Origin of the sequence: Bradyrhizobium sp. CCGUVB1N3 (assembly GCF_024199925.1) — a bacterium.
Lineage (GTDB): Bacteria > Pseudomonadota > Alphaproteobacteria > Rhizobiales > Xanthobacteraceae > Bradyrhizobium.
In genome coordinates this window covers 9,821,553-9,842,910 of record NZ_JANADR010000001.1, presented here as the reverse complement: position 1 = coordinate 9,842,910, position 21,358 = coordinate 9,821,553, and the positions used below count along the sequence as shown (strand labels likewise).

General features: G+C 62.0%; 23 protein-coding genes and 1 tRNA gene. 14 read left to right on the top strand and 10 right to left on the bottom strand.

Annotation, left to right across the window (positions count from 1 at the left end; all coding sequences use genetic code 11):
* Positions 1-214 precede the first annotated feature (214 nt).
* Together NLM33_RS46535 and NLM33_RS46530 are read left to right on the top strand one after the other, a co-directional pair.
* Complete coding sequence (locus NLM33_RS46535; RefSeq protein ID WP_254105576.1) at positions 215-865, top strand: hypothetical protein; 651 nt, start codon at positions 215-217, stop codon at positions 863-865.
* A gap of 365 nt (positions 866-1,230) precedes the next feature.
* A complete protein-coding gene (locus NLM33_RS46530; RefSeq protein ID WP_254105575.1) occupies positions 1,231-1,671 on the top strand; it encodes a hypothetical protein in 441 nt (146 codons plus the stop codon).
* A gap of 125 nt (positions 1,672-1,796) precedes the next feature.
* On the opposite strand, the gene NLM33_RS46525 is transcribed toward NLM33_RS46530, so the two are convergent.
* Positions 1,797-2,036: a hypothetical protein gene (locus NLM33_RS46525; RefSeq protein ID WP_254105574.1), complete on the bottom strand. Its 240-nt coding sequence runs from the start codon at positions 2,034-2,036 to the stop codon at positions 1,797-1,799.
* Positions 2,037-2,184: 148 nt separating this feature from the next.
* Between NLM33_RS46525 and NLM33_RS46520 the strand changes: the two genes are divergently transcribed.
* On the top strand, positions 2,185-3,126 hold the full coding sequence (locus NLM33_RS46520) for a serine protease (protein WP_254105573.1): 942 nt from the start codon (positions 2,185-2,187) through the stop codon (positions 3,124-3,126).
* Positions 3,127-3,326: 200 nt separating this feature from the next.
* On the opposite strand, the gene NLM33_RS46515 is transcribed toward NLM33_RS46520, so the two are convergent.
* The 4 genes from NLM33_RS46515 to NLM33_RS46500 all read right to left on the bottom strand — a co-directional run bounded on the left by NLM33_RS46515 (position 3,327) and on the right by NLM33_RS46500 (position 6,355).
* On the bottom strand, positions 3,327-3,488 hold the full coding sequence (locus tag NLM33_RS46515; protein WP_254105572.1) for a hypothetical protein: 162 nt from the start codon (positions 3,486-3,488) through the stop codon (positions 3,327-3,329).
* Positions 3,489-3,588: 100 nt separating this feature from the next.
* A complete protein-coding gene (locus NLM33_RS46510; protein WP_254105571.1) occupies positions 3,589-3,825 on the bottom strand; it encodes an excalibur calcium-binding domain-containing protein in 237 nt (78 codons plus the stop codon).
* A gap of 665 nt (positions 3,826-4,490) precedes the next feature.
* On the bottom strand, positions 4,491-5,843 hold the full coding sequence (locus tag NLM33_RS46505; protein WP_254105570.1) for an AAA family ATPase: 1,353 nt from the start codon (positions 5,841-5,843) through the stop codon (positions 4,491-4,493).
* A 29-nt stretch (positions 5,844-5,872) separates the two neighbouring features.
* Entirely contained in the window at positions 5,873-6,355 is a 483-nt protein-coding gene (locus tag NLM33_RS46500; protein ID WP_254105569.1) for a hypothetical protein, read from the bottom strand.
* Between the two features lie 170 nt (positions 6,356-6,525).
* Here NLM33_RS46500 and NLM33_RS46495 point away from each other — a divergent pair, with 170 nt between their 5' ends.
* From NLM33_RS46495 to NLM33_RS46470, 6 genes are all read left to right on the top strand, one after another.
* A complete protein-coding gene (locus NLM33_RS46495; protein ID WP_254105568.1) occupies positions 6,526-6,879 on the top strand; it encodes a hypothetical protein in 354 nt (117 codons plus the stop codon).
* A complete protein-coding gene (locus NLM33_RS46490; protein ID WP_371930095.1) occupies positions 6,876-8,294 on the top strand; it encodes a phage portal protein in 1,419 nt (472 codons plus the stop codon). Before NLM33_RS46495 ends, NLM33_RS46490 begins: the two co-directional genes overlap by 4 nt.
* Entirely contained in the window at positions 8,287-10,053 is a 1,767-nt protein-coding gene (locus NLM33_RS46485; RefSeq protein WP_254105567.1) for an HK97 family phage prohead protease, read from the top strand. The genes NLM33_RS46490 and NLM33_RS46485 overlap by 8 nt, the downstream gene beginning before the upstream one ends.
* Before the next feature lies 1 nt (position 10,054).
* Positions 10,055-10,270 carry a phage head-tail joining protein gene (locus NLM33_RS46480; protein WP_254105566.1) on the top strand — a complete coding sequence of 72 codons (216 nt, stop codon included), beginning with the start codon at positions 10,055-10,057 and terminating at the stop codon, positions 10,268-10,270.
* Positions 10,271-10,431: 161 nt separating this feature from the next.
* Positions 10,432-10,737, top strand: coding sequence for a hypothetical protein (locus tag NLM33_RS46475; protein WP_254105565.1), 306 nt, complete (start codon positions 10,432-10,434; stop codon positions 10,735-10,737).
* Between the two features lie 356 nt (positions 10,738-11,093).
* On the top strand, positions 11,094-11,984 hold the full coding sequence (locus NLM33_RS46470) for a hypothetical protein (protein ID WP_254105564.1): 891 nt from the start codon (positions 11,094-11,096) through the stop codon (positions 11,982-11,984).
* A gap of 57 nt (positions 11,985-12,041) precedes the next feature.
* On the opposite strand, the gene NLM33_RS46465 is transcribed toward NLM33_RS46470, so the two are convergent.
* A tRNA-Gly gene (locus tag NLM33_RS46465) sits at positions 12,042-12,115 on the bottom strand.
* A 93-nt stretch (positions 12,116-12,208) separates the two neighbouring features.
* Here NLM33_RS46465 and NLM33_RS46460 point away from each other — a divergent pair.
* Positions 12,209-12,370, top strand: coding sequence for a hypothetical protein (locus tag NLM33_RS46460; protein ID WP_254105563.1), 162 nt, complete (start codon positions 12,209-12,211; stop codon positions 12,368-12,370).
* Between the two features lie 306 nt (positions 12,371-12,676).
* On the opposite strand, the gene NLM33_RS46455 is transcribed toward NLM33_RS46460, so the two are convergent.
* A complete protein-coding gene (locus tag NLM33_RS46455; protein ID WP_254105562.1) occupies positions 12,677-15,073 on the bottom strand; it encodes an ATP-binding protein in 2,397 nt (798 codons plus the stop codon).
* Between the two features lie 334 nt (positions 15,074-15,407).
* Between NLM33_RS46455 and NLM33_RS46450 the strand changes: the two genes are divergently transcribed.
* Positions 15,408-16,124: an ABC transporter substrate-binding protein gene (locus NLM33_RS46450; protein ID WP_254105561.1), complete on the top strand. Its 717-nt coding sequence runs from the start codon at positions 15,408-15,410 to the stop codon at positions 16,122-16,124.
* 58 nt (positions 16,125-16,182) lie between these two features.
* On the opposite strand, the gene NLM33_RS46445 is transcribed toward NLM33_RS46450, so the two are convergent.
* On the bottom strand, positions 16,183-16,362 hold the full coding sequence (locus NLM33_RS46445; RefSeq protein ID WP_254105560.1) for a hypothetical protein: 180 nt from the start codon (positions 16,360-16,362) through the stop codon (positions 16,183-16,185).
* A 217-nt stretch (positions 16,363-16,579) separates the two neighbouring features.
* On the opposite strand from NLM33_RS46445, the gene NLM33_RS46440 reads away from it, so the two are divergent.
* Positions 16,580-16,966 carry a YciI family protein gene (locus NLM33_RS46440; protein WP_254105559.1) on the top strand — a complete coding sequence of 129 codons (387 nt, stop codon included), beginning with the start codon at positions 16,580-16,582 and terminating at the stop codon, positions 16,964-16,966.
* A 16-nt stretch (positions 16,967-16,982) separates the two neighbouring features.
* Here NLM33_RS46440 and NLM33_RS46435 read toward each other — a convergent pair whose 3' ends face one another.
* Positions 16,983-17,585 carry a TMEM175 family protein gene (locus NLM33_RS46435; RefSeq protein WP_254105558.1) on the bottom strand — a complete coding sequence of 201 codons (603 nt, stop codon included), beginning with the start codon at positions 17,583-17,585 and terminating at the stop codon, positions 16,983-16,985.
* A 129-nt stretch (positions 17,586-17,714) separates the two neighbouring features.
* Between NLM33_RS46435 and NLM33_RS46430 the strand changes: the two genes are divergently transcribed.
* Entirely contained in the window at positions 17,715-19,778 is a 2,064-nt protein-coding gene (locus tag NLM33_RS46430) for an ATP-dependent helicase (RefSeq protein ID WP_254105557.1), read from the top strand.
* A gap of 47 nt (positions 19,779-19,825) precedes the next feature.
* Entirely contained in the window at positions 19,826-20,071 is a 246-nt protein-coding gene (locus NLM33_RS46425) for a hypothetical protein (protein WP_254105556.1), read from the top strand.
* Between the two features lie 24 nt (positions 20,072-20,095).
* Here the strand turns inward: NLM33_RS46425 and NLM33_RS46420 are convergent, their stop codons facing one another.
* A complete protein-coding gene (locus NLM33_RS46420) occupies positions 20,096-21,343 on the bottom strand; it encodes an amidohydrolase family protein (RefSeq protein WP_254105555.1) in 1,248 nt (415 codons plus the stop codon).
* Between the last annotated feature and the right edge of the window lie 15 nt (positions 21,344-21,358).

Genomic DNA, 21,358 nt, shown 5'->3' with positions numbered 1-21,358 from the left:
AAGGACCATTCGGACAAATTCGTCCTATCTACCTCATTGAGCGCAAACGGCTTTCGGGGATTGTCCGAACCGTCAGACTGCGCTGATGAGCCCTCCCCGCCTGACCATGATAGTCTCTATGCCCTCAAGCAGAGGCACGCGAGCATGAAGGAAATTAGATCGCCGACGAGGCAGCTTAGCTTCCATCGGCAAGACATGCATTTTTTTCACAACAATGGCTTTTCTGGCCGGGGGCACACTTACAGCTTTAGCGGCAACCTACTTCGCCACAGGTATCGTTACGGGCCTGAGCGGACTGGTGGGCACGGTTCTCGGTGGTGTGATCAGCGTTGGCGCCGTCACCTATCACGATAACAGGCGGCAGAAAAAAGAGATCGAAGCTATGAGAGCAAGTCTCTATGCCGAGATCGTCGATCGAGTTGCACGATGTGCGAACGACTACATCGTTCCATGGAGGAACTTCGCGAGAAAGATTGAACGTGAAGACGCCAAATTTCTGCCGTCACTCCCTCTGGTGCTGCCCGCTGTAGCGGGGAAGCTCGGATTGCTCGACGCTGAGATACTGCTTGCCGTGACACAGTTTTATTTTCGTCTCTCTGTTCTGAGAGATGCAATCGAGCTTGTTTCCAAAGACCCAGATACGAGCGAGGCAATCCGCTTAACGCGCGTTAAGATGATCCAAGAACGATTGCTCAGTTGTTTCGATCCGGCTCTCCGTTCTATGAATTTGCTCAATGTGCCGGACTGCCAAAAGTTCGATCAAGAAGCCGTCAGGGTGTACCCTCACCTAAAGAAAGAGCCGGGTGATTTGCGCCAAATACTCCAGAGATTTGCCGATTTGGCGGCGGAGAAAAACATCGTTTGAGATGCAGCGAGCGGGGTAAGCGCGTCATCTGCATCTAATGGTGCGGCGGAGGTAGGGTATTATCCCCGCAACTCACAGGCCGTTTCGGACCGCTTGGCTCGCCTGCGATCATCTGCTTAGCTGGCGTCGGCAGCTTTTCGATACTGCGCCCACTCAGGGCGCATCACGAAGCGTTGCGCTTCAACGGCCGAGCCTAGGCAAGCACGGTCTCACGGCGTTTTAGCCGGAAACAGCTTCCCAAACATGACTGAGCTGCACGCAGCATTGCTGCGGCATGCATAGTTTTGACCCGCAACGCTTCTGGTTTCCCACGGGAGTTCAGAAGACGCGCCATCGTGCGCTCAACCAACCTGTGAGGAGATGCAATGTCGCGCCCAACTGAAGCCCAAGTACTCGCCGCATTCGCTCAAACGCGAGGACTCCCTCTCGAACACCGGATCAAGCGCCTCAAACGCCACTTACTTCACGTTGAAGATGATCAGGTCACATGGGTTGTTGAGCGTGAGCGCTATCACCGATTATTCGAAAGTGCATGGGGCGCACCGCCTAGCGCTAAAGAGCTGGAAACATATACCGGCCCGACGAAGCACGCAGTTTATTGCGGCGATTTTCTCCCCGCGACCAAACTTCCCGCCGATCATTTCTTAGTTCACAACCACGTCCGACCCGTGAACCCGCTTGGTCTGAACGGCTTTCGAGCGTGGGTCACTGATGACCGCGATAAACTCGTCGAGTGCCACTGCGATTTTGGTGGATGCAGAAATGCTGAAGTGAACCAGCACTATCGTTTGGAGCGTAAAAATTGAAATTGGAGCGCGATGAGAAGGGCGGCGGCCGGGCCGCCGCTTCAGGGATTGATGAAACTTTCTGGCCCTAGGCTGGCAGGACGATGCGGCCGTCATTAAGCTCGCAATGTGATCGCACTACGTTGTTAATCCAGCCAAGGCTGGAGCTTCTGGCGGGCCATTTCCAAATCGGAAACAATTCGCTCCGGCGTACAGCCCTTGCCTTGAAGGTAGTTCGTTATCTGCTCGGCCGCTTGCGCCCAGCTCATCTGATTTTTTCTACAGCAGATCATGTACTCTAGCGCGCGCTCCTCATCGAGGGGATGAACGCCGAACGGCGCTAAGTCCCCCGCAAAACATCCAGCTACCAAGTCTTCGCAAGCCATATCCACATCCTGTTCGTTTTAATCCCTCGCGCCGTGGTTGTAGGATCGTATCAAAAGCCAGTAAAGACTTCGCGACTTGCACTTTGAGAACATCCACAAGGAGTTCTCAACTTGGCCTCTAAGCATCGTGGGCGGAATTTGAAGCACCATGTCACATCCAGAAAAGCCGCTCTCGGACCAAGTCGGAAAATCGGCAAGCGGTGTAGTCTCATCTGACCCGTTGAGGGATCAGCCGGTAGGGGCCAGCGTAACCTTCAGTTTGATTTCTTTCGGAGGCTCCAACGCGAATAGTCGCCCCCAATCGGTCAACAATTGGGAGTTCTTTGATGGGGCCATCCTCGGTGTTGTCCTGAAGTCAGCCAATTCGAGCAGAATGACAGGCACCGCCGTGATGGTTGCCCCGGGCATTGCGATCACGGCGAGCCACATTTTCTCGGACGATCTCGATGACTTACAGAAAGGGGCGGTTGTTCCTTATTGTCTAGGTGTTAGAGGAACGACGCTGGAGCTTTGGAGAGTTGTAAAGTTCTCCTATTGTGAAGACGACGACATAACGCTGCTATCGTTAGCAGCATCCTCAAAAATTCCAGAAGACCGACAGTACTCTCGGATGGGCTTAACTACCCGCGCGCCGAAGAACGGAGAGGAGCTGCATATCGTAGGATTTCGCAGCGAAACGCTCGTGGAAGAGCCCGGGGGCGACCAATTTGCTGGTCATATGTTGACATCGGTCGGAACTGTTACAGCCGTCTACCCTAAGAGAGATCGAGTATTGATGCCCTATCCGGTGATTGAACTGAACTGCGGCTCGCTCGGCGGCATGAGTGGAGGCGCAGCAATCGACAAGCACGGTCTCCTAATGGGCATCGTTTCGCGCGGCTTCGAAACAGTCGATGGTGATGGGCCTACGTACGTGTCGTGGATAATCAAGGCTATGGGACGATTGATTGAGGTGCCTTGGCCGCCGGGGCTTTATCAAACGCCAATTAGCTTGCTTTCCCTTGATGAACGGCTGATGGCGATTGAAGGTCGCGACGCGCTCGCCGGAACCACTGAAAGAGAGATGGTATACAAAATCTGGTTCGGGTAACCGCTGTGACGGCACAGTTACGGGGATTTCTGATCCACCACGTTACCTGGGAATTTAAACCTCAACCCTCTTGGAAATTTCTGGGCCTAGCCCTACCGGGGGCTGCGGCCGCAACCGCATTTGTTGTTGTGGCAGAGGACCCACGCCACGGAAGCGGCGCGGCCCCTTGCCGGGGCCGCGCTGACAATCTGGCAGTCCGTCTATTTGGGCAGGCTTTCCATTAGCTTGTAATGGCGGGCACGTTCGGCGCTGATCTTTTCTTCGTCATCCCATCTTCCAGCCGCCGCCACTTGGTTCTTGCTGGACAGGACAGTGTGAGCATTTGCCCCGTACTTTTCCTCGTAGCTGGCTCTCGTCGCCATGTGGCGCTCCTGTCTTGAAGCGCAGCACCATTGCTGCCCCTATTAATACAGTCGCCGAAGAATTCCATCAAAGGCTCTCACCGACTTGTGAACTTGGGCGTCACGAGCGGCGCATCCACGGCTCGCAAGCAATTCCATCCCCGTCGCGGTCGTGGTGTTTCCAATAGCCGGGCTCCCCCCGTCTAGCGGGTGCCAAGCCGACCAAGCGGGCAAAATCACAGTTGGGGGCGGACGCAATATGTCTGAGCGTTGTCGTGATCGGCCAAGAACTCGAAACAAGGAGCCCAATAGCCGGATAGGCAACCAAAATCGCAGCGATTGCGATCAATGCCGTCATAGCCCACCGCAGCTTACTGGTGCGATCATGGCGCGCCGATACCGCACGGAAACGACGCTGCAAGCTGCGCAGTCGCTGTGCAGGACCGGGACCGGGACGAACGGGATTGGGGTTCGGAAGGCGCGGCATTGAATTTGCCACGGTCTGGCTCACCCGGCTCGCAAGATTCGACGGCGGCGGTAGCGGAACGGATCGCCCGGCCCGCCACTACCCCGACGCTCAACCCACAGTTCGCGCACCAACTCTCGGCAAACTGGGTTGACCCTCTGCTGATACCCACTTCCTCCAAACAGGCGCTCGGCAATTTCCGCCTCGGTGAGGTCGGGCCGCGCAACGATTAGATCGAATACTCGCTGCTTCACTGTCACTGTCACCCCCCAGAAACTAGGCCGCCAAAATGTGGCGGGGGCCTAATGGTGGCCTGAAGTCACATGCTCAGAGAGCCTACCATCATAACTTCGCGACCCAAAGGGTCCAGTTCCCCGACGCACCTTGGCGCTTCATCCCGACGCCCCCCGATCTGCTCCAGTCATTCCGACCGATCCTCGGCTGCTCCACTTCCAGTTAATCCCTAAAGGGATTTAACTGGAGCGGAGCAGATCAGTTGTTCCACTTGCTCCAGTTCTGCTCCGGCCAACTAGAGCAACTGGAGCAATCAGCATCCCTCAGTCGTCGTCGGCCACCTCGATGAACTTCTTCATCTGCCGGTTCGCGGCCTGCTTCTCGACCTCGATCAAAGCGCCGGTTTCACGCCACGTCTTGATCAACGCAACGACCTTGGCGCGGTCTTTCTTGTCGGCAAGGCTGAGGCCCATTGTTTTGGCAATCGCGATGCCAACCCAGCTATTCGCCCGCTGGTCGGCGCGCCATTGGCCTGCCTTGATCGCCTGAGCGCACCGCTCGAAGTCCGATCCGGTGACCCCAGCCAGCAAGTCCGGCCATTCCCACCGGGTCGCTACACCGATATCGTCGCCGTTCAGATCACCGAACGGGTTGCCGCTGAGACGGTTCAGCGGGTTATTGTCGAGATCGACCGAAACCAGCTTGAACCAATCCCGCTTGTCGGCTGGCTTGGTCAGGTTGGCCTTGTCGGCATAGGCTGTGAAATACGACCGATGCTGATCGACGCCTGCATTCTTGGCTTCGGCCTCGGTCATCCGATTGAGCACGCGAACCGAGCGACAACCATCAGTCAAAGCGACGCCGCCGCGCGCGCTTTGCACCGTGACCTCTTGTTCGCCCTTCCGAACGTGATGGACGAGCTCAACAGCGCAATTACCCTGGTCGGCGACTTTGCCCCATTCCTTCACCACCATATCGATGGCATTGTTGTCGTTCTCAGGAACCTTATGCGACGAAATAAACGGATCGACGATCACAACGTCGATGCCGCGCGCCTTGATCTCCGCGATCAAGGCGTCAACGACAGGCGCGCAGATCACGGTGTCACGGCCTTCCGTCTTGGCGATGACGAGGGGGCGTTCACGGCCATGGTTGATAAACAACCGGTCGCCGATGTCGTTTTCCGTGAGCTTGAAGTATTTGGCAGTGGCTTGGATGCGACGCGTCGTCTCCATGGCAGGATCTTCAAGATTGAAATACCAGACGCGGAGCTGTTCGGAAGTGACGCCGAGCAACGCCCGACCCGAGACCGTCGAGAGCATTTCGGAAATGATCAGCGACGATTTACCGAGGCCGCCAGGCGCAATCGTGGCGCTGACATATTCACGGATGAGATGCTTGCCGTAAAGAAACTCCCGCATCGGAATTTGCTCTGGCGGCGTCCAGCGATACGGTGTTGCGCGCATCTGGCCGCGCGACATATGCTCCGAGATCGCAAGCGTCTTGCGCGCATTGGCAATCATTTTGTGGATTTCGGCCGGGGTATGACGGCGAAATGCTGCGCAAAATGATTGGATGTCGTGATCGGTTTCGTGATCCTTGATCAGTTCCTCGATCACCTGAGCCATGTTATTCGACTGCACGATTAACGACGTCCGGCGCTTGAGTTGCGCCAAGAACTTTTCTTCGGTGTCTGCGCTCTCGTTCATGCGCGCACCTCGCGCAGCAAGCGATCAACGTCGCGACGGTTGATGCAGATGTAAGCGGTGACCGGCGCGAAGCCTTCGTCAGCCGGGCCGTCCTCACCGAAAACGGGAATGATGTTGATGCCCATCTCTGACGCCGCGACCAACACCGCGCCGCGCGAGATGTAGCCATGGCGCGTCAAGCGCTCGACATCATGCTTGAGCCAACCAATGGTCAGATACTCATCGGGCTGCACAGTGCGCGTCGGGCGACAACGAGCAAAGATCGATTTGACCATCTCCACTTGGCTGCGCTGGACGTCGTCCGGGACCGGATCGCCGAAGTCCTCGGTCGAGAACCCGGCTGAACAGGCCCAGTAGTCGCCGACCTTCACCGGTCCGGTGGTGGACACTTCCCGGCTGGTGTCGTATACTGCTGTTTCCACAGGTGATTTTCCTCTTTGGCCCGCTTCCGGTCCCTCAACCGTAGGCGGGTTTTTCATGCGTAAATCGCATTTAATGTACTTGCATTATACGAGATAATGCAAGTACATTAGCCGTCATGGACTTCGCAGCTCCCCAGTTTCCCATTCCGGAGGTCGCCGACGCGGTCGGTTGCCCGCGCCCGACACTCGACGCGTGGCGCAATCGCCTCAACCTGTTTGCGGACACCGTGACGCGCACCAAGGTGGAGAAGCGCCTTTCCTTGGCCGACGCCTGCGTGGCGCGCGCGGTCAAGTTGCTCACCGACGCCGGTATCAGCGCCAAAGGCGCGATCATGGCCGCCAACGACGATTTTGTGCGCTTGCAAATCTTTGCGCTCCTGAGCGGCGAAACCGTCAGCAGCGTGCTTGGCTTTCGTTGGGACGCGAAAGACGGCAACGAGAAGCCGGACATCTACTTCCTCGAACACGAAGATTTCCGCAGCATGTTGAGCAAGGCAGGCGGCGTCATGATCGTGATCGATCTGACGGCCGTCATTGATCACGTGCTCAAGGCCCTCAACATCTCGATTGATCGCAAATGACCAATATCATCACCCGCGCTCGCAACGCCTTTCGCGCCTTTACCCGCGCTTTCTCCGGCTATGATGTGACCGGCGGCTCCGGCCGCTGGCCGACGCAGTACATGCTGCCGTCTCCGGTCACCCAGCAGCTCGCCGCCGGTCGGCTGGCGTCGCGCAAGATCGCCCATCAGGCCGAGAACAACGCGCTCGTCAGCAGCATCATCTTGCACGGTGTGAACGCGATTGTCGGCGACGGTCCCACCGTGCGCGCGATGCATCCCGATCCTGAGACCAACGCGCACTTGCAGCGTGTCTGGAATGCGTTCTTCCAGGATTGCAGCGTCGAAGGCGGCATGTCGCTCGGCGGCTATCTGTCTCGTGTCGCTCGCGGCTTCTATGTCGATGGTGAGAGCTTCACTCAGCTTGTCACCGATCCGGCCACCATGCGGCTGAAGCTGCGTCTGTTGACGGCCGATCAGGTCGATCATTCCAAGACCGTTCCGTCGCTCGGCATGACCGGCGATACGCCCATGATCGTGGCCGGTGTCGAATTCGACGGCACCGGCCACCGAGTTGGCTTCTGGGTTCTTCCCACGCCGCCCGATGCACCGTGGGCCAGCGTCGAGCCTTCCACCCGCATTTCGGCGCTCGACATCTGCCATGTGTTCGAGCCGCGCTTTCCCGGCGCGCCGCGCGGTATGTCGCCGTTTACGGCGGTTGCGCCGCTTGCGCTCGAACTCGACAACTGCATCGACGCGGCGGTCGTGAAGTTGCGCACCACTTGCCTTGTCGGAATGGTGGTCCGCGACCCCGAGGGCAATTTTCCGTTTGATCAGACCACTGATCCGGCATCGCTCTACCTCGAACCCGGCGCGACCCTGCGTCTGCCGCCCGGCGCTGATGTCAGCTTTCCGCCGACCTCCGAAATGAACACGGTCGCGGAAGTCTTGTCTCATATCGAGCGCTTGGTCTGCGCGGGCGCTGGCGTGCCCGCGTTCATGGCAACGGGCGACTTCGGCGCGATCAACTTTTCCGCTGGCAAGCTCGGCTTGGCGACGTTCCAGCGTCGTATCAAGGCCATTCAGCAGAACCATATCGTGGCCCAGCTCCTGAACCCGATCTGGGACCGGCTGGTGCTGCTCGAAGTGCTGAGCGGTCGCATGCGCGCACCCGACTATGAGACCAACCCCGAGCGCTACGGCGCGTCCTTCCTGTTCCCCGGCTGGCCCGCCATCGACGAACTGAAGAAAGCGAAAGCCGACACGCTCGCGGTCGCGGCCAAGCTGCGCTCGCGCCAAGAGATCATCAGCGAGGGCGGGCGCGATCCCGCCGACGTTGATGCCGAAATCGAGAACGATCCCTTTGCCGCCGACGATCTGTCGGCAAGCGCTGGCGATATCGCCAGCCAAAACGAAACGGAGAATGAGAATGCGTAGTTCTACTGCACTGCTGCTGCGCGAAAGCGCGGTTGACCTGACCCGCCGCGACGCGATCCCGCGTCCGCGCACCTTTGACGCCGAGGCCATGACCATCGAAGCCGTCATCGCATCGACCACGCCGGTTCGGCGTCGTGATGCGCGTGGTGATTTCATGGAAATCCTCGATCCGGCAGGCTTGGACCTCGGCGTCACCCGTGGCGCGTCGGTGCTCGACAGCCACCAGCAGGCTGGCATCGACAACGTGCTCGGCACGATTGACGACGTTTGGATCGACGGCAGCGAAGTGGTTGCGCGCTTGCGCTTCTCGTCGCGTCCGGAGATCGCGCCGGTCGTGACCGACATCCGCAACGGCATCATCCGCAATCTGTCTGTCGGCTATGAAGTCGGCGAGTGGCGCGCCAGTAAAGACGCCAACGGTGTGCGCACCATGACCGCCGTCCGCTGGTCGGTGCGCGAGGCGAGCTTTGTCGCCGTGCCCGCCGATCCCACGGCGCGCACTCGCGCGGCCAACGATGACCGCGCCATCCGTGAACTCGCCCGCCGTGCCGGTGTTGCGACGGACCGCGTCAATACCCTGATCGAATGCGGCGCGAGCATCGACGATGCGCGCCGCGCTTTTCTCAATGACATGCTGGATCGGTCAGTCACCGTTCGCAGCGCAGGAACAGCCAATATGTACAACGTTATGACGCTCGATAACCCTGAAGTTTTCCAGCGCGCCGCCGCCGACGCCATGTACACGCGCATCGCGCCGAACTTCACGCCGATGCCGCAGGCTCGCCAATACGTCGGCATGAGCTGTGCCGACATGGCCCGCGAATGTCTGCATCGCGCTGGCATCTCGTCGCTCGGCATGGCTCCGCCGACGGTGATCACCCGCGCGTTGCAGACGACCTCGGATTATCCGGCGCTGCTTGCCAACCTCATGAACAAGTCGCTGCGCGAAGCCTACCAGATCGCGCCGAGCGGCATCCGCCGCATCGCCCGTCAGACGGAAGCCAACGACTTCCGCGCCAAGAGCCGCATTCTGATCGACCATTCCGGCTTCACGCTGGACCTCATCAATGAGAGCGCCGAGTATCCCTATGGGGCTTTCATCGACAGCGCCGAGAGCTATAGCGTCGCGACCTATGGCAAGATTTTTGCCATCACGCGCAAAGCATTGGTCAATGACGACTTGGGTGGCCTCGGCGACATCACCCAGCGCCTCGGCCTCGCTGCGGCCGAATTCGAGCGGCAAAAGCTCGTGGGCCTGATCGTCCAGAACGCGGGCCTCGGTCCGGCGATGAGCGACGGTGCGACGCTGTTCCACGCGAGCCATGGCAACGTCGGCACCGGCGGCGTGCCGAGCGAGACGACGTTGTCGGAAGCGCGCCTGTTGATGCGCAATCAGACCGGTCCCGGCGGCGGCGGCATCAGCGTTGTGCCCCGCTACCTGATCGTGCCGAGCGCGCTGGAGACCAGCGCCGAGAAGCTGATCACGTCCGTGCAGGCCACACAGACCGCCAACGTCAACCCGTTCGCGTTCCTCGATTTGATCGTCGAGCCGCGCTTGGCCGATACCCATCGCTGGTATCTCGCCGCCGATCCGGCGCTGCTGCCGTGCATCGAATTCGCCTATCTGGCGGGTGCGCCGGGTCCGCAGACGGAGAGCCGCGCGGGCTTCGAGGTTGACGGCGTGCAGACCAAGGTGCGCCTCGACTACGGCTGTGGTGCCGTGGAATGGCGCGGCCTCGTCACCAACGCGGGCCAGTAACATGGCCGACGTTGCGGCGTTGCAGGCGCAACTCGACACGCTGAAGAGCGCGTACCGTTCCGGCACGCGCTCGCTAGAGTACGACGGCCGTTCGATCACCTACACCAGCGGCGAGGAGATGCGCGCGGCCATCGCCTCGCTCCAGAACGAAATTGCGCAGATCACAGGCACAACGACGCCGACAGTCGCCGTCGTGCGCTCCACGAAAGGTTATTGAGCTTCGGCACAGCATAAAATGAGGGCGAAGCGGTCAGCCCAACAACGGAAAGCCAACCTCCCCGCTGTGTCGATGTTTCCTTTGGGGGTCAAGGTCGGCGAGGCCGCAGCAATTACCGGCTTTCGACATGTACGTCGAGACAAGCCGACACTATATTAAGTGTGAAAGGCATCACCATGGTTGGCCGTGACGACGCCTGGCAGGCGTTCATCGAGTTCAGCAAGGGGGGATTTGTCCCCGGCGACGACCGTGAGCGTTGGGACATCGAAACTTTCCCGCCCAAACAGAAGCGCATGCGCAAGCCTCGCATGACCCTCGCGCGCGCGATGCGGCAGGCGAGCCACGCCGGAGTTGCAGTGAACAGCGCGACCGTCAATGCAGACGGCAGCGTAACGTTGACGTTTGGCAAGTCCGCGACGACGCACATCACCGAAGAAACTTCTGAGGATTTGCGGAGGCTCCTGTGAAACCGCCTCGTTCTGCCCTGCCCCTGCCCCGCTACGTCGAGCGCAAGCCGCTCAAAAGTGGTGGCTGGGGCTATTTCTTTCACGTGCCGTCTTGGGCGCGCAAGGCAGGCTGCACCATTGAGAATGGGCCGCTCGGCACGGACTACAATGCTGCGGTGTCACGGGCCGAAACAATTCTCTTGCCCGCCTTCGATGCGTGGCGGACTGGCAAGGTCGCCGTCGCGCCACCGTTGGCCGCCGTGGATACACTTGACTGGCTGTTCGCCGAGTATCGCTCGGATCGCAGGTACACAAAGCTCGGTCCGAAATCCAAGCGCAATCACGAAGTTGGCTTCAAGCTAGTCGGCGGCTACATTTTGAAGGACGGCAAGCGGCTGGGCGAGAAGCGGCTGTCCGCCATCGACACTGCGTTGACCGATGATCTCTATGAGAAGCTGCTGATCCTCAAGATCACTGACGCCAAGGGCAACCTGATCGAACGCGAGCGCCGTACCACCGTCAATCATGCGATGAAATCCTGTCGCCGCGCTTGGAACGTTGTTGCGCGTCGCCATCCCGGCAAGCTGCCATTAGTTAATCCATTCGCACAAATGGGTCTGCGGTCATCCAATCGCGAGACGCCGACCGCGACGTATGAAGAGCTGTTGGCATTCCGCGCCAAGGCCGTCGCGCTTGGCTTGCCCTCGCTCGCCACCGCCGCGCTGATTGGCTGGGAATGGTTGCAGCGGGAGACTGACATCTTCGCGACGTTCGACGTTTCGCACTATCGCCCGAAAGAGCGTCCGAACATGGTGCGCGTGGTGGACGAAAAAACGAAGCAGGAAGGCTGGATACCTCTGCTCGACGATGCAGGCGCGCCGCTCTATCCCGAGCTGATGGCGGAGCTTGATGCCATTAAGCGCGACCGCATCGGCGGCTTGATGCTCTGTCGTGATTGGGGCAATCGCGTACCTTGGCCCACGTGGCCCAAGCCGGATCAGCCGGATTTCACTCATCTCAGCCGAAAGGTAAAGGAGGTTATCCGTGCGGCGAACTTGCGCGACCAGTTGTCGTTCACATCATTCCGGCACGGCGGCTTCACAGAGGGCGGTGACGCCGAACTGACCGACCGCGAGATGCTGGCACAGGGCCGCCACACGACTGTCAAGGTGCTGCCGAAGTACACCAAGCGCACCACGCGACAGATCGTCAACGGCGCGAAGAAGCGCCGCGCAGCTCGAACAAAAGACGGCCATTTGTCCGAATGAGCATCAGCCCGCTTGTCCGAATGGACGGCTGATCGCGCGTCAAGTGCCTGAAATCATTGGAGCGGGTGAAGGGAATCGAACCCTCGTATTCAGCTTGGAAGGCTGCTGCTCTACCATTGAGCTACACCCGCATCTAGGCATCCCCTAACACGGCTCGCCGGGCTCCTCAACCGTCCAGACCGCGCCTTTTGGGCGTTGCGAACACTGTTCCGTCGCGCGCCGCCGTGTCAGGACGCCGCGGCCCGCAGCTCCCTGCCGCGGCGACCGGCCATCTCGGCGGCGATGCCCTCGCGCTGGCCGGCTTCGACCGCGGGCGCGATGAATTCGATCTCCTCGCAACCGAAATTGCCGCCGTCATCGGCGTACAGATTGACGGCGACGATTGAGCGCGCACGACGAGATCATCGGAGGTGGAGATTTATTCCTGGCCAGCGGCAACAATTCCGCCCCTTACCTTCAGCGCGATCTCGACCTATATTGAGTCTCCCGAAACCAACGAAAGGAGGTGATCCAGTGTCTTATCTCAAGCGCTGTCACCTCGCTGGGATCGCCCGCTAGGCTTTGACGTGAAGCCTGGCAACGGGGCGCTCTCAGCCCTGGACCAGCGAGACAACAGATCGGGCGCGACGGGGTTGTCCCCGCCGCGCCTTTTCTTTTTTGGGCACATGCTGGCTTCTGCCCCACCCGCAGGATCAATACGGCAGGCTGCCGGTCAGCACTTCGCGAATCTTTTGCGACAGCTCGGACTTCCGGTACGGTTTTCTCAGCAGCGACACGCCGGGATCGAGATGGCCCTCATGCACGATGGCGTCGTCAGTATAGCCCGACGTGTAGAGCACCCTCGCATCCGGACGGCGCTCGCGGATCGCTTCCGCCAATTCCCGTCCGTTCATGCCGCCGGGCATGATGATGTCGGTGAACAGGAGATCGAACTTGACGCCCTGCCCCACCAGCGCGAGCGCAGCCGCGCCATCGCTGGCAACCACCGTCCGATAACCGAGACTGCCGAGCTGGGCGATCACATAGCCCTGCACCAGCGGATCGTCCTCGACCACCAGGATCGTCTCGTGCCCGCGCGCCAGGCTGGGCGCGGCCACCGGCCCAGCCTGGCTCGCCATCCGGCCGATCGAGCGCGGCAGGAACAGCCTCATTACCGTGCCGCGACCTTCCTCGCTCTCGATCGCGACCGTGCCGCCGGTCTGCTTGGCAAAGCCGTAGACCATGCTGAGCCCGAGCCCGGTGCCGCGGCCGACACCCTTGGTGGTGAAGAACGGCTCGAACACGCGGTCGCGGATGTCGGCGGGGATGCCATGGCCGGTATCGGCGACCGCGATCATCACGAACTCGCCCGGCTCCATCTCGCGATCGCCGGATTCGCCCGCGCCATCGAGTATGCGATTGGCGGTCTGAAGCGTCAGCTTGCCGCCGCCCGGCATGGCGTCGCGCGCGTTGACGGCGAGATTTACGATCGCCGAGGAAAGCTGTGACGGATCGGCCATCGCGAACCACGCATCGTCGGTGAGCTCGGCGTCGATCTCGATGTGCTCGCCGAGGATCGGCTTGAGCATCCGCGCGGTCTCGACCACGAGGCCGTTGACGTCGATCTCTCGCGGGTCGAGCGGCTGGCGCCGCGCGAAAGTCAGAAGCTGCGAGGTGATCTCGGCGCCGCGCGTCGCGGCATCGTCGATGAGCTGCGCGATCGCAGCAAGCTGCGGCTTGTCCGCAAGGCCCTCCTGCAGGATCTCGATAGTCCCGGTGATGACCGTCAGCACGTTGTTGAAATCGTGCGCGACGCCGCCGGTGAGCTGACCGATCGCATCCATCTTCTGGGACTGCCGCAGCCGCTCCTCGGTCTCGTGCTGTCCGGTGAGGTCGGTGGTCGAGCCGCGATACCCCAGGAAGCGGCCGTCGGCGTCGAACACCGGCCGGCCGTTGACGCTGAAATGCCTGATGCGTCCAGCGGCATCGCGGCCGCGATACTCGAACTTGCGGAACGGCTCGTGGCGATCCAGCGCTGCCATGTGGTCGCGCCATTTCTGCGGCTCGGTCTCCAGATCGATTGCACCGTCGGGACGCCGCCTGCCGACCACGCGATCGCGCAGCATCCCGAAGGCGCCGGCGCGATCCGAGATGTAGGTGAACACGTGATCCGGCCCGGTCTCCCAGAACCAGTCGGACGCGGTTTCAGCATAGTCGCGGAAGCGCTGCTCGCTGCGCCGCGCATCGGCCTCGGCGCCGCGCCGGACCTGGAGATCGCGCTCGAGATTGGTATTGGCGAGCCGCAGATCGCCATACGCGCGCTGCAGGCTCGCGCTCATGGCGTTGAATGCGTCGATCACCTTGTCGAGCTCGTCGATCTCCTGCGACGGTCCGCGCTCCAGGTGCAATGGCGGCTGCGGCCGCGCCAGCGTGTATTTGCTGACGAACTCGGCGATGGCGACGAGATGCCGGGTCACCAACAGATGGAACATGTAGATGATGAAGAGCGAGACGAGGAACGTCTTGGCCGCCTGGCTCGCCAGGATGATCAGGGCTCGGTTCAGCAATTGCCTGTAGACGTCGGTCAGCGTCGCCTCGACACGCAGCGTGCCGATCCTGTGCTTCTCGCCTTGCGTGACGTAGTCGATGGGGTAGTCGCGGGCCACCACCGAGCGGCCGCCGCTGTCGCCGACCGCCACGCGAAGCGGCTTTGGACGATCGGCGAATTCGCGAATCTCGACCGCCTGAATGTCCGGCAGACGAAGGATACCATTGAGCTGCAGCTCGAGCTGATTCCTGTCGAGACTCCACAGGCTTTCGCCGAGACTGCCGAGATAACTGCGGCCGATCTCGTTGAGCCGCGTCTCGATGACGCCGACCTCGCGGTCGTAATCCAGATAGAGCTGAAGCGCAGTCAGGGTCAGCGTCACGATCGAGGAGAACAGGAGCACGGCGCCGAGCAAGCGCAGGCCGATGCCGCTGCGAAACCAGGAGAAGACGCGCGGCAGCGGGGCACCGATCGGGACCCCGATTCGCGGCAGATCCTCATTCGCAGCCGCCGGCGCGATCGCGCGGCCGCGATTGGGATCTTGTTCACCTGTGTTGCCCATGCACCACTCCCCCGAGATGGCGGCAATCCTGCGTCGACCCGCCGCGGCCTTTCGCGGTTCGACAAGTTCGGCCTCCCCTGGAAGAGCAGACCCGCTCGCGCAGCCTCCCTGCCATATCCTGGACGATTCATCGTCTGTGGGGGTCAATTTTTGCGCCCAACCGCAGGAGGCCTGCGCAAACTAGCACCATGCGTGCTAAAATGACATCGCTGAAAGCGCGGAGTCGCCCCGTGTTCCGAGTGGCCGATGGCCGCCGTGATTCGAATCACCATCCGCGGTAGATGGTATCGATTCCTTAAATCCAGCGGTAGCAAGGGCGAACGGGAGACGCGTCATGTGGCGAATAGGTCTTGTAGGCGCGCTGCTGCTGCTGTTCGTCCAGCCGTCGCAGGCACAGTCGGTCATCCGGCTGGCGCGGATCGCCAACATCCCCGACCAGTATGTCGGCGGCGAGATGTTGCGCGTGGTCTATGCGCGTCTGAACATCAAGCTCGAATTCGAGGACGTTCCCGGCAAGCGGGCGCTCGCGCTCTCGAGCGCAGGCGAGCTCGATGGCGAGATCCAGCGCATTGGCACGCTGTCCAACGACTACCCGACGCTGGTCCGCGTCACGCCCGCGATCAACTACATCGAGCCAGCGGTCTTCGCGACCAAGCTTCATTTTGACGTCGCCGGCTGGGATTCGATCAAGGACTTCAGCGTCGGCATCGTGCGCGGCGTCGGCTCCTCGGAGAACGGCACGCGTGGATTTGGCCGCGTCACCGCGACCACGAACTTGGAGAGCCTGATCCAGATGCTGGACGCCGACCGCTTCGACGTGATCGTCACCGATCTGTTCAGCGGCCTCGTCGCCGTGCGCAAGCTCAATCTGCAGGCACGGGTTTATCCGCTGTCGCCGCCGCTCGCGCGTATCGACATCTATCACTATCTGCACGAACGCCACCGCGACCTCGTGCCGAAGGTCGGAAAGGTGATCGAGGAGATGACCGCAAGCGGCGAGCTCGCCAGATTGCGCGAGCAGCTCGTCAAGCAGGTGCTGAGCGAGTCCTGACCGCCGAGGACACTCAAAGCACGCGATACCGTTCGTGCACGGCGGCTGCCGCAATCAGCTAGAAACCGCAGACGTTGCGCGGCCGTTTTCCCCGTCGGCTCTCGACGATCGGCTCGCCGCCGTTCAGGATCGAGCTGCCGTAGTAGCGATGGTGGCCGGCATCGTCGTGAAGATCGGCCGGTTCTGACGGCGCCGCGCGCCGCGCATCGCTGATGATCTTGATGGTCCGAGCTGACATTGCCGCCTCCGCCGCTGCTGCCTGTCGTGTTCTTCGTCGCCATCAGTCGCGATCGCGGGAACCTTCGTTCAAGGCGAGGCCGGACAATCGGGTTTCAGGACGGTTTCGTTGTCGATCACGCAATATTTCCTGATCGGCGATTGTCGGATTCGGCGGACGTCATACGTCCTTGAACCGACGAAGGCGCAAGACAAGCGACAAGACAAGCGAGGTGACGATGCTCTACGCCATCCTGGCCTATCACGTGGAACGCGAAGTCATGTCCTGGACGAAGGACGAGGACGCCGCCGTCATGACGGGGCTTCGCGCGGTCCAAGCCCCCTTGAAAGCCAAGGGACATTTCGGGCCGGCGGCCCGGCTCGACGAGACCAGGAAAGCGCGTACGCTGCGCGGGCCCGGCACGGGCGTGGTGCTCGACGGGCCCTTTGCCGAAACCAAGGAGCAGCTCCTCGGCTTCTACATCATGGAGTTTTCGGACGAGGCAGGCGCAATCGCCGCCGCGCGGGAGCTGCGCAAGGCCAATCCGGGCGCGGTCTACGAAATCCGCCCCATCAAGCTCTTCCTGCCGGCCGATGGGTTTGGCGCGACAGCGACGGAGACTTGAGCCAGCACACCGCGACCTAGGCATCGCCGGCCGGCGGCGTGCTGGCGAGCCGGCGGATCAGGAGCGCACCAAAGGCCAGGAACCACACAAAGGACGCGTATTGTGGCGCGACCGTCGCCACAGCCGTGCCCGGCAGGAACACCAGCATCGGAAACAGCGCCGCGACGAATTCATGACGCCAGCCGCCCAGCACCAGCCACCACAGCCAGGCATTGAACCCGGCGATGGCGGTCAGGTGCAGCCCGTAGATCACGGCGACCGCGCTGCTCATGGCGTAATTGGAGTAGAGCCCGTTGGTCACCGGCAGCAGGATGATCGACAGCAGGAAGACGAGATTGAGCAGCACGACATCGCGGCCGGCCTCCGGCTGGCGCGCAAGCCGGCGGTGATGGCTGATCCAGAACACGCCCGCGATGATGAAGCTGAGGATCAGGCCGCCCAGACGGCCGGAATAGAGCTGGCCGAGATCGTGCCAGGTCGGCATCGCCTTGAACTCGCCGGCCTTGGGCAGGTCGTTGGCGAGCAGCGTCATCGCCACGCCGAAAATGGTGTTGCTCAGTGATTCCAGCCGACGCATCTCGAACTGGTCGTTCCTGAGGTCGGTCGTGACGTCGGTCATCTGCGCACCCCTCTCGGGGCTGGAACCTTAAGCCCCGTCCTGTCCCCTAAATCCTAAAGCGCGCCCCGTCCAGCCGCATTGCGGATCGCGGCCGGATCGCGGAATCTGCGGCATTCACCGAGGCGATTCGTGGCGGCTGCAACATATCTGAACACGCTGAATGCCGAGCAGCGCCGCGCCGTCGAGCATGGCGTGGCTGATGGCAGCACTGTCGGCGGCCCCCTCCTCGTCATTGCCGGAGCCGGCTCCGGCAAGACCAACACGCTCGCCCATAGGGTCGCGCATCTGATCGTCGCGGGCGCCGACCCGCGCCGGATCCTGCTGATGACGTTTTCGCGCCGCGCGGCCGCCGAGATGGCGGCCCGTGTGGAACGCATCGCCAGAAAGGTGCTGGGCGAGAACAACGCCGCGATCATGCGCGACGCCTTGAGCTGGGCCGGGACCTTCCACGGCATCGGCGCGCGGCTCCTGCGCGAATATGCCGAGCGGATCGGCGTCGATCCCGCCTTCACCATCCACGACCGCGAGGATTCCGCAGACCTGATGAACCTCGTGCGGCATGACTGCGGATTGTCGCGGACCGAAAACCGCTTTCCTGCCAAGGGCACCTGCCTGTCGATCTACTCCCGCTGCGTCAATGCCGAGATGGAAATCGAGAAGGTGCTCGGCCAGCATTATCCCTGGTGCGCGGGCTGGGCTTCCGAGCTGAAGCGGCTGTTTGCGGCCTATGTCGAGGCCAAGCAGGCGCAGCACGTGCTCGACTATGACGACCTCCTGCTCTACTGGGCGCAGATGATGAGCGATGCAGGCATCGCCGAGGAGATCGGCGGCCGCTTCGATCACGTGCTGGTCGACGAATATCAGGACACCAACCGCCTGCAATCCACCATCCTGCTGGCGCTGAAGCCGGAAGGCCGCGGCCTCACCGTGGTCGGCGACGATGCGCAGTCGATCTACTCCTTCCGCGCCGCCACCGTGCGCAACATCCTCGAATTCCCGCAAAGCTTTTCGCCGCGGGCCGAGATCATCACGCTCGACCGCAACTACCGCTCGACGCAAGCCGTGCTGGCGGCCGCCAATGGCGTGATCGGCCTTGCACGCGAGCGCTTCACCAAGAACCTCTGGACCGACCGTACCTCCTCGCACAAGCCGCAGCTCGTCGCGGTGCGCGACGAGGCCGAGCAGGCGCGCTACATCGTCGAGCAGATCCTGGCCAATCGCGAGCAGGGCTCGCTGCTCAAGCATCAGGCAGTGCTGTTCCGCACCTCCTCGCACTCCGGCCCGCTGGAAATCGAATTGACCCGCCGCAACATCCCCTTCGTCAAGTTCGGCGGGCTGAAATTCCTCGACGCTGCCCACGTCAAGGACATGCTGGCGCTGCTGCGCTTCATCGAGAACCCGCGCGACCGCGTCGCGGGCTTTCGCATCCTGCATCTGTTGCCAGGGGTCGGACCTGCAACCGCGCAGCGCGTGCTCGACCACATGGCGGAGAGCCCCTCGCCGCTTGCCGCGCTCTGCAAGCTTCCCGCGCCGCCGCGCACCGGCGACGACTGGACCGGCTTCATCCGCACGGTCGAAAACCTGAGCTATTCCGAATGGCCGGCCGACCTCGAGCGCGCACGCCTCTGGTACGGGCCGCATCTCGACCGCATCCATGAAGACGCCGAGACGCGCCGCGCCGATCTCGTGCAGCTCGAGCAGATCGCGAGCGGCTATGTCTCGCGCGAAAAATTCCTCACCGAGCTTACGCTCGATCCGCCGGATGCGACGTCCGACCAGGCCGGCGTTCCCCTGCTCGACGAGGACTATCTGATCCTGTCCACCATCCACTCCGCCAAGGGCCAGGAGTGGAAGTCGGTGTTCCTGCTCAACGTTGTCGACGGCTGCATGCCGTCCGATCTCGGCGCCGGCACGAGCGCTGAGCTGGAGGAGGAGCGCCGCCTGCTCTACGTCGCGATGACCCGCGCCAAGGACGACTTGCATTTGGTCGTGCCGCAGCGTTTCTTCACCCACGGCCAGGCCGCCTCAGGCGATCGCCACGTCTACGCCTCGCGCACGCGCTTCATTCCGGAATCGCTCGTGCCGCTGTTCGAGCGGACGACCTGGCCGAAGGCGCAAGCCGGCACGGCGCGGACCGCGGCGCAGGGGCCGAAGATCGATATCGGAGCCAGGATGCGGGGCATGTGGCGCTAATGCCAGCGACGCGCAGGATGCCTCTCGAGTTCTAAGGGAGCACGGAGATGACGACAGCAGGAAAGAACGCGATCAAGGCGGAGCTCGACACGCTGCGGAAGCTCGCACGCGAGGTGATCCAGACGTCGAAGGGCAAGAGGCCCCTTCCAGTCAAGGACCAGCGCACCCTGCGCCAGCAGCAGAAGCGGGCCGTCGAGGCCATCGTCGCCGAAATCAAGGAGCTGAAGCAGCTGAAGCGTCGCGTTCTCCAGGCGCGCGCCCCCGAAGCCATGACGGAAAAATTCGTGCCTTGATGCGAGCTACAGCGCCAGCCGCAGCTACGCGCCCAGCCTGTCGACCTGGATCTTGCCCGCCTTCATCACCAGCGGAATGTGCTCGCCCTGGCCGAGCAGGCAGGCGACATCGCGCAAGGGATTGCCCTCGACCACCAGCAGGTCCGCGAAAGCCTCAGGCACGATCCGGCCAAGCTTGCCTTCCATGCCGAGCACCTCGGCGCCGATCACGGTCGCACTGACGATCACCTCACGAGGCCCGAGAATTTCGGCGCGGATGCGGAATTCGTCGCTCTGGAGGCGCTGCGACGGTCCAAGCAGGTCGCTGCCAAAACCCATCTTCACGCCAGCCTTGCGATAGATCTCGAGCGAACGCAGACCGGCGTCGCGCACGTCGGCGATCTTGGCGACGCTCTCGGGCGGCAGGCCGTACTGCGCCCCCTCATTGGCCAAAGCCTCGTAGGTGACGAGCGTCGGAACGACATAGGCCCCTTTCTCGGCCATCAACCGCGCGGTCGGCTCATCCACGAGATTGCCATGCTCGATGGTGCGCACGCCGCAGCGAACCGCGCGCTCGATCGCGGCGGCGGTGTAGGCATGGGCGAGCACATAGGTCTGCCTGCCCCGCGCCTCCTCGACGATGGCACGGATCTCATCCTCGGAGTAGCCGAAGGCACCGACTGGATCGGTCGGCGAGGCCACGCCGCCGGACGCCATGATCTTGATCTGATCGGCGCCCATCTGGAGCTCCTCGCGCGCCGCCTTGCGCACGCCATCGACACCATCGGCGACGCGCGCCAGCGCACCGACGCGCACGCAGCAGGGACAGGGTGCATCGCTGGCGAGGTAATCCGAGCGCGCTCGCATGTCGCCGTGCCCGCCGGTCTGGCTGAGCGCGCGACCGGAAACGAACAGCCGCGGACCATCGGTCAGCCCGGTCTCGATCGCCTGCTTCAACGCGTGGCCGGCGCCGCCGGCATCGCGCACCGTCGTAAAGCCACGCCGCAGCATGCCGCGCAGCAGCAGCGTCGAGCGCAGCGTCACCAGCACGTTCGCCATGTGGACCTGCTGCGCGAGGTTGAGCTCGACCGCGATCGCGTGCACGTGCAGGTCGATCAGGCCGGGCGTCAGCGTCTTGCCCTTCAGATCGATGATACGGTCTGCGGAGGCCGATAGCGGCCGGTCCGAGACTTCCTTGATCAGGCTGTCCTCGACCAGCACGTGATATCCCTCCAGCAAATCCGGCTTGAGCGGATCGAGCAGAGCGGCATTCTTGAGGAGGATGCTGGGCATGACGGTTTCCTGTCC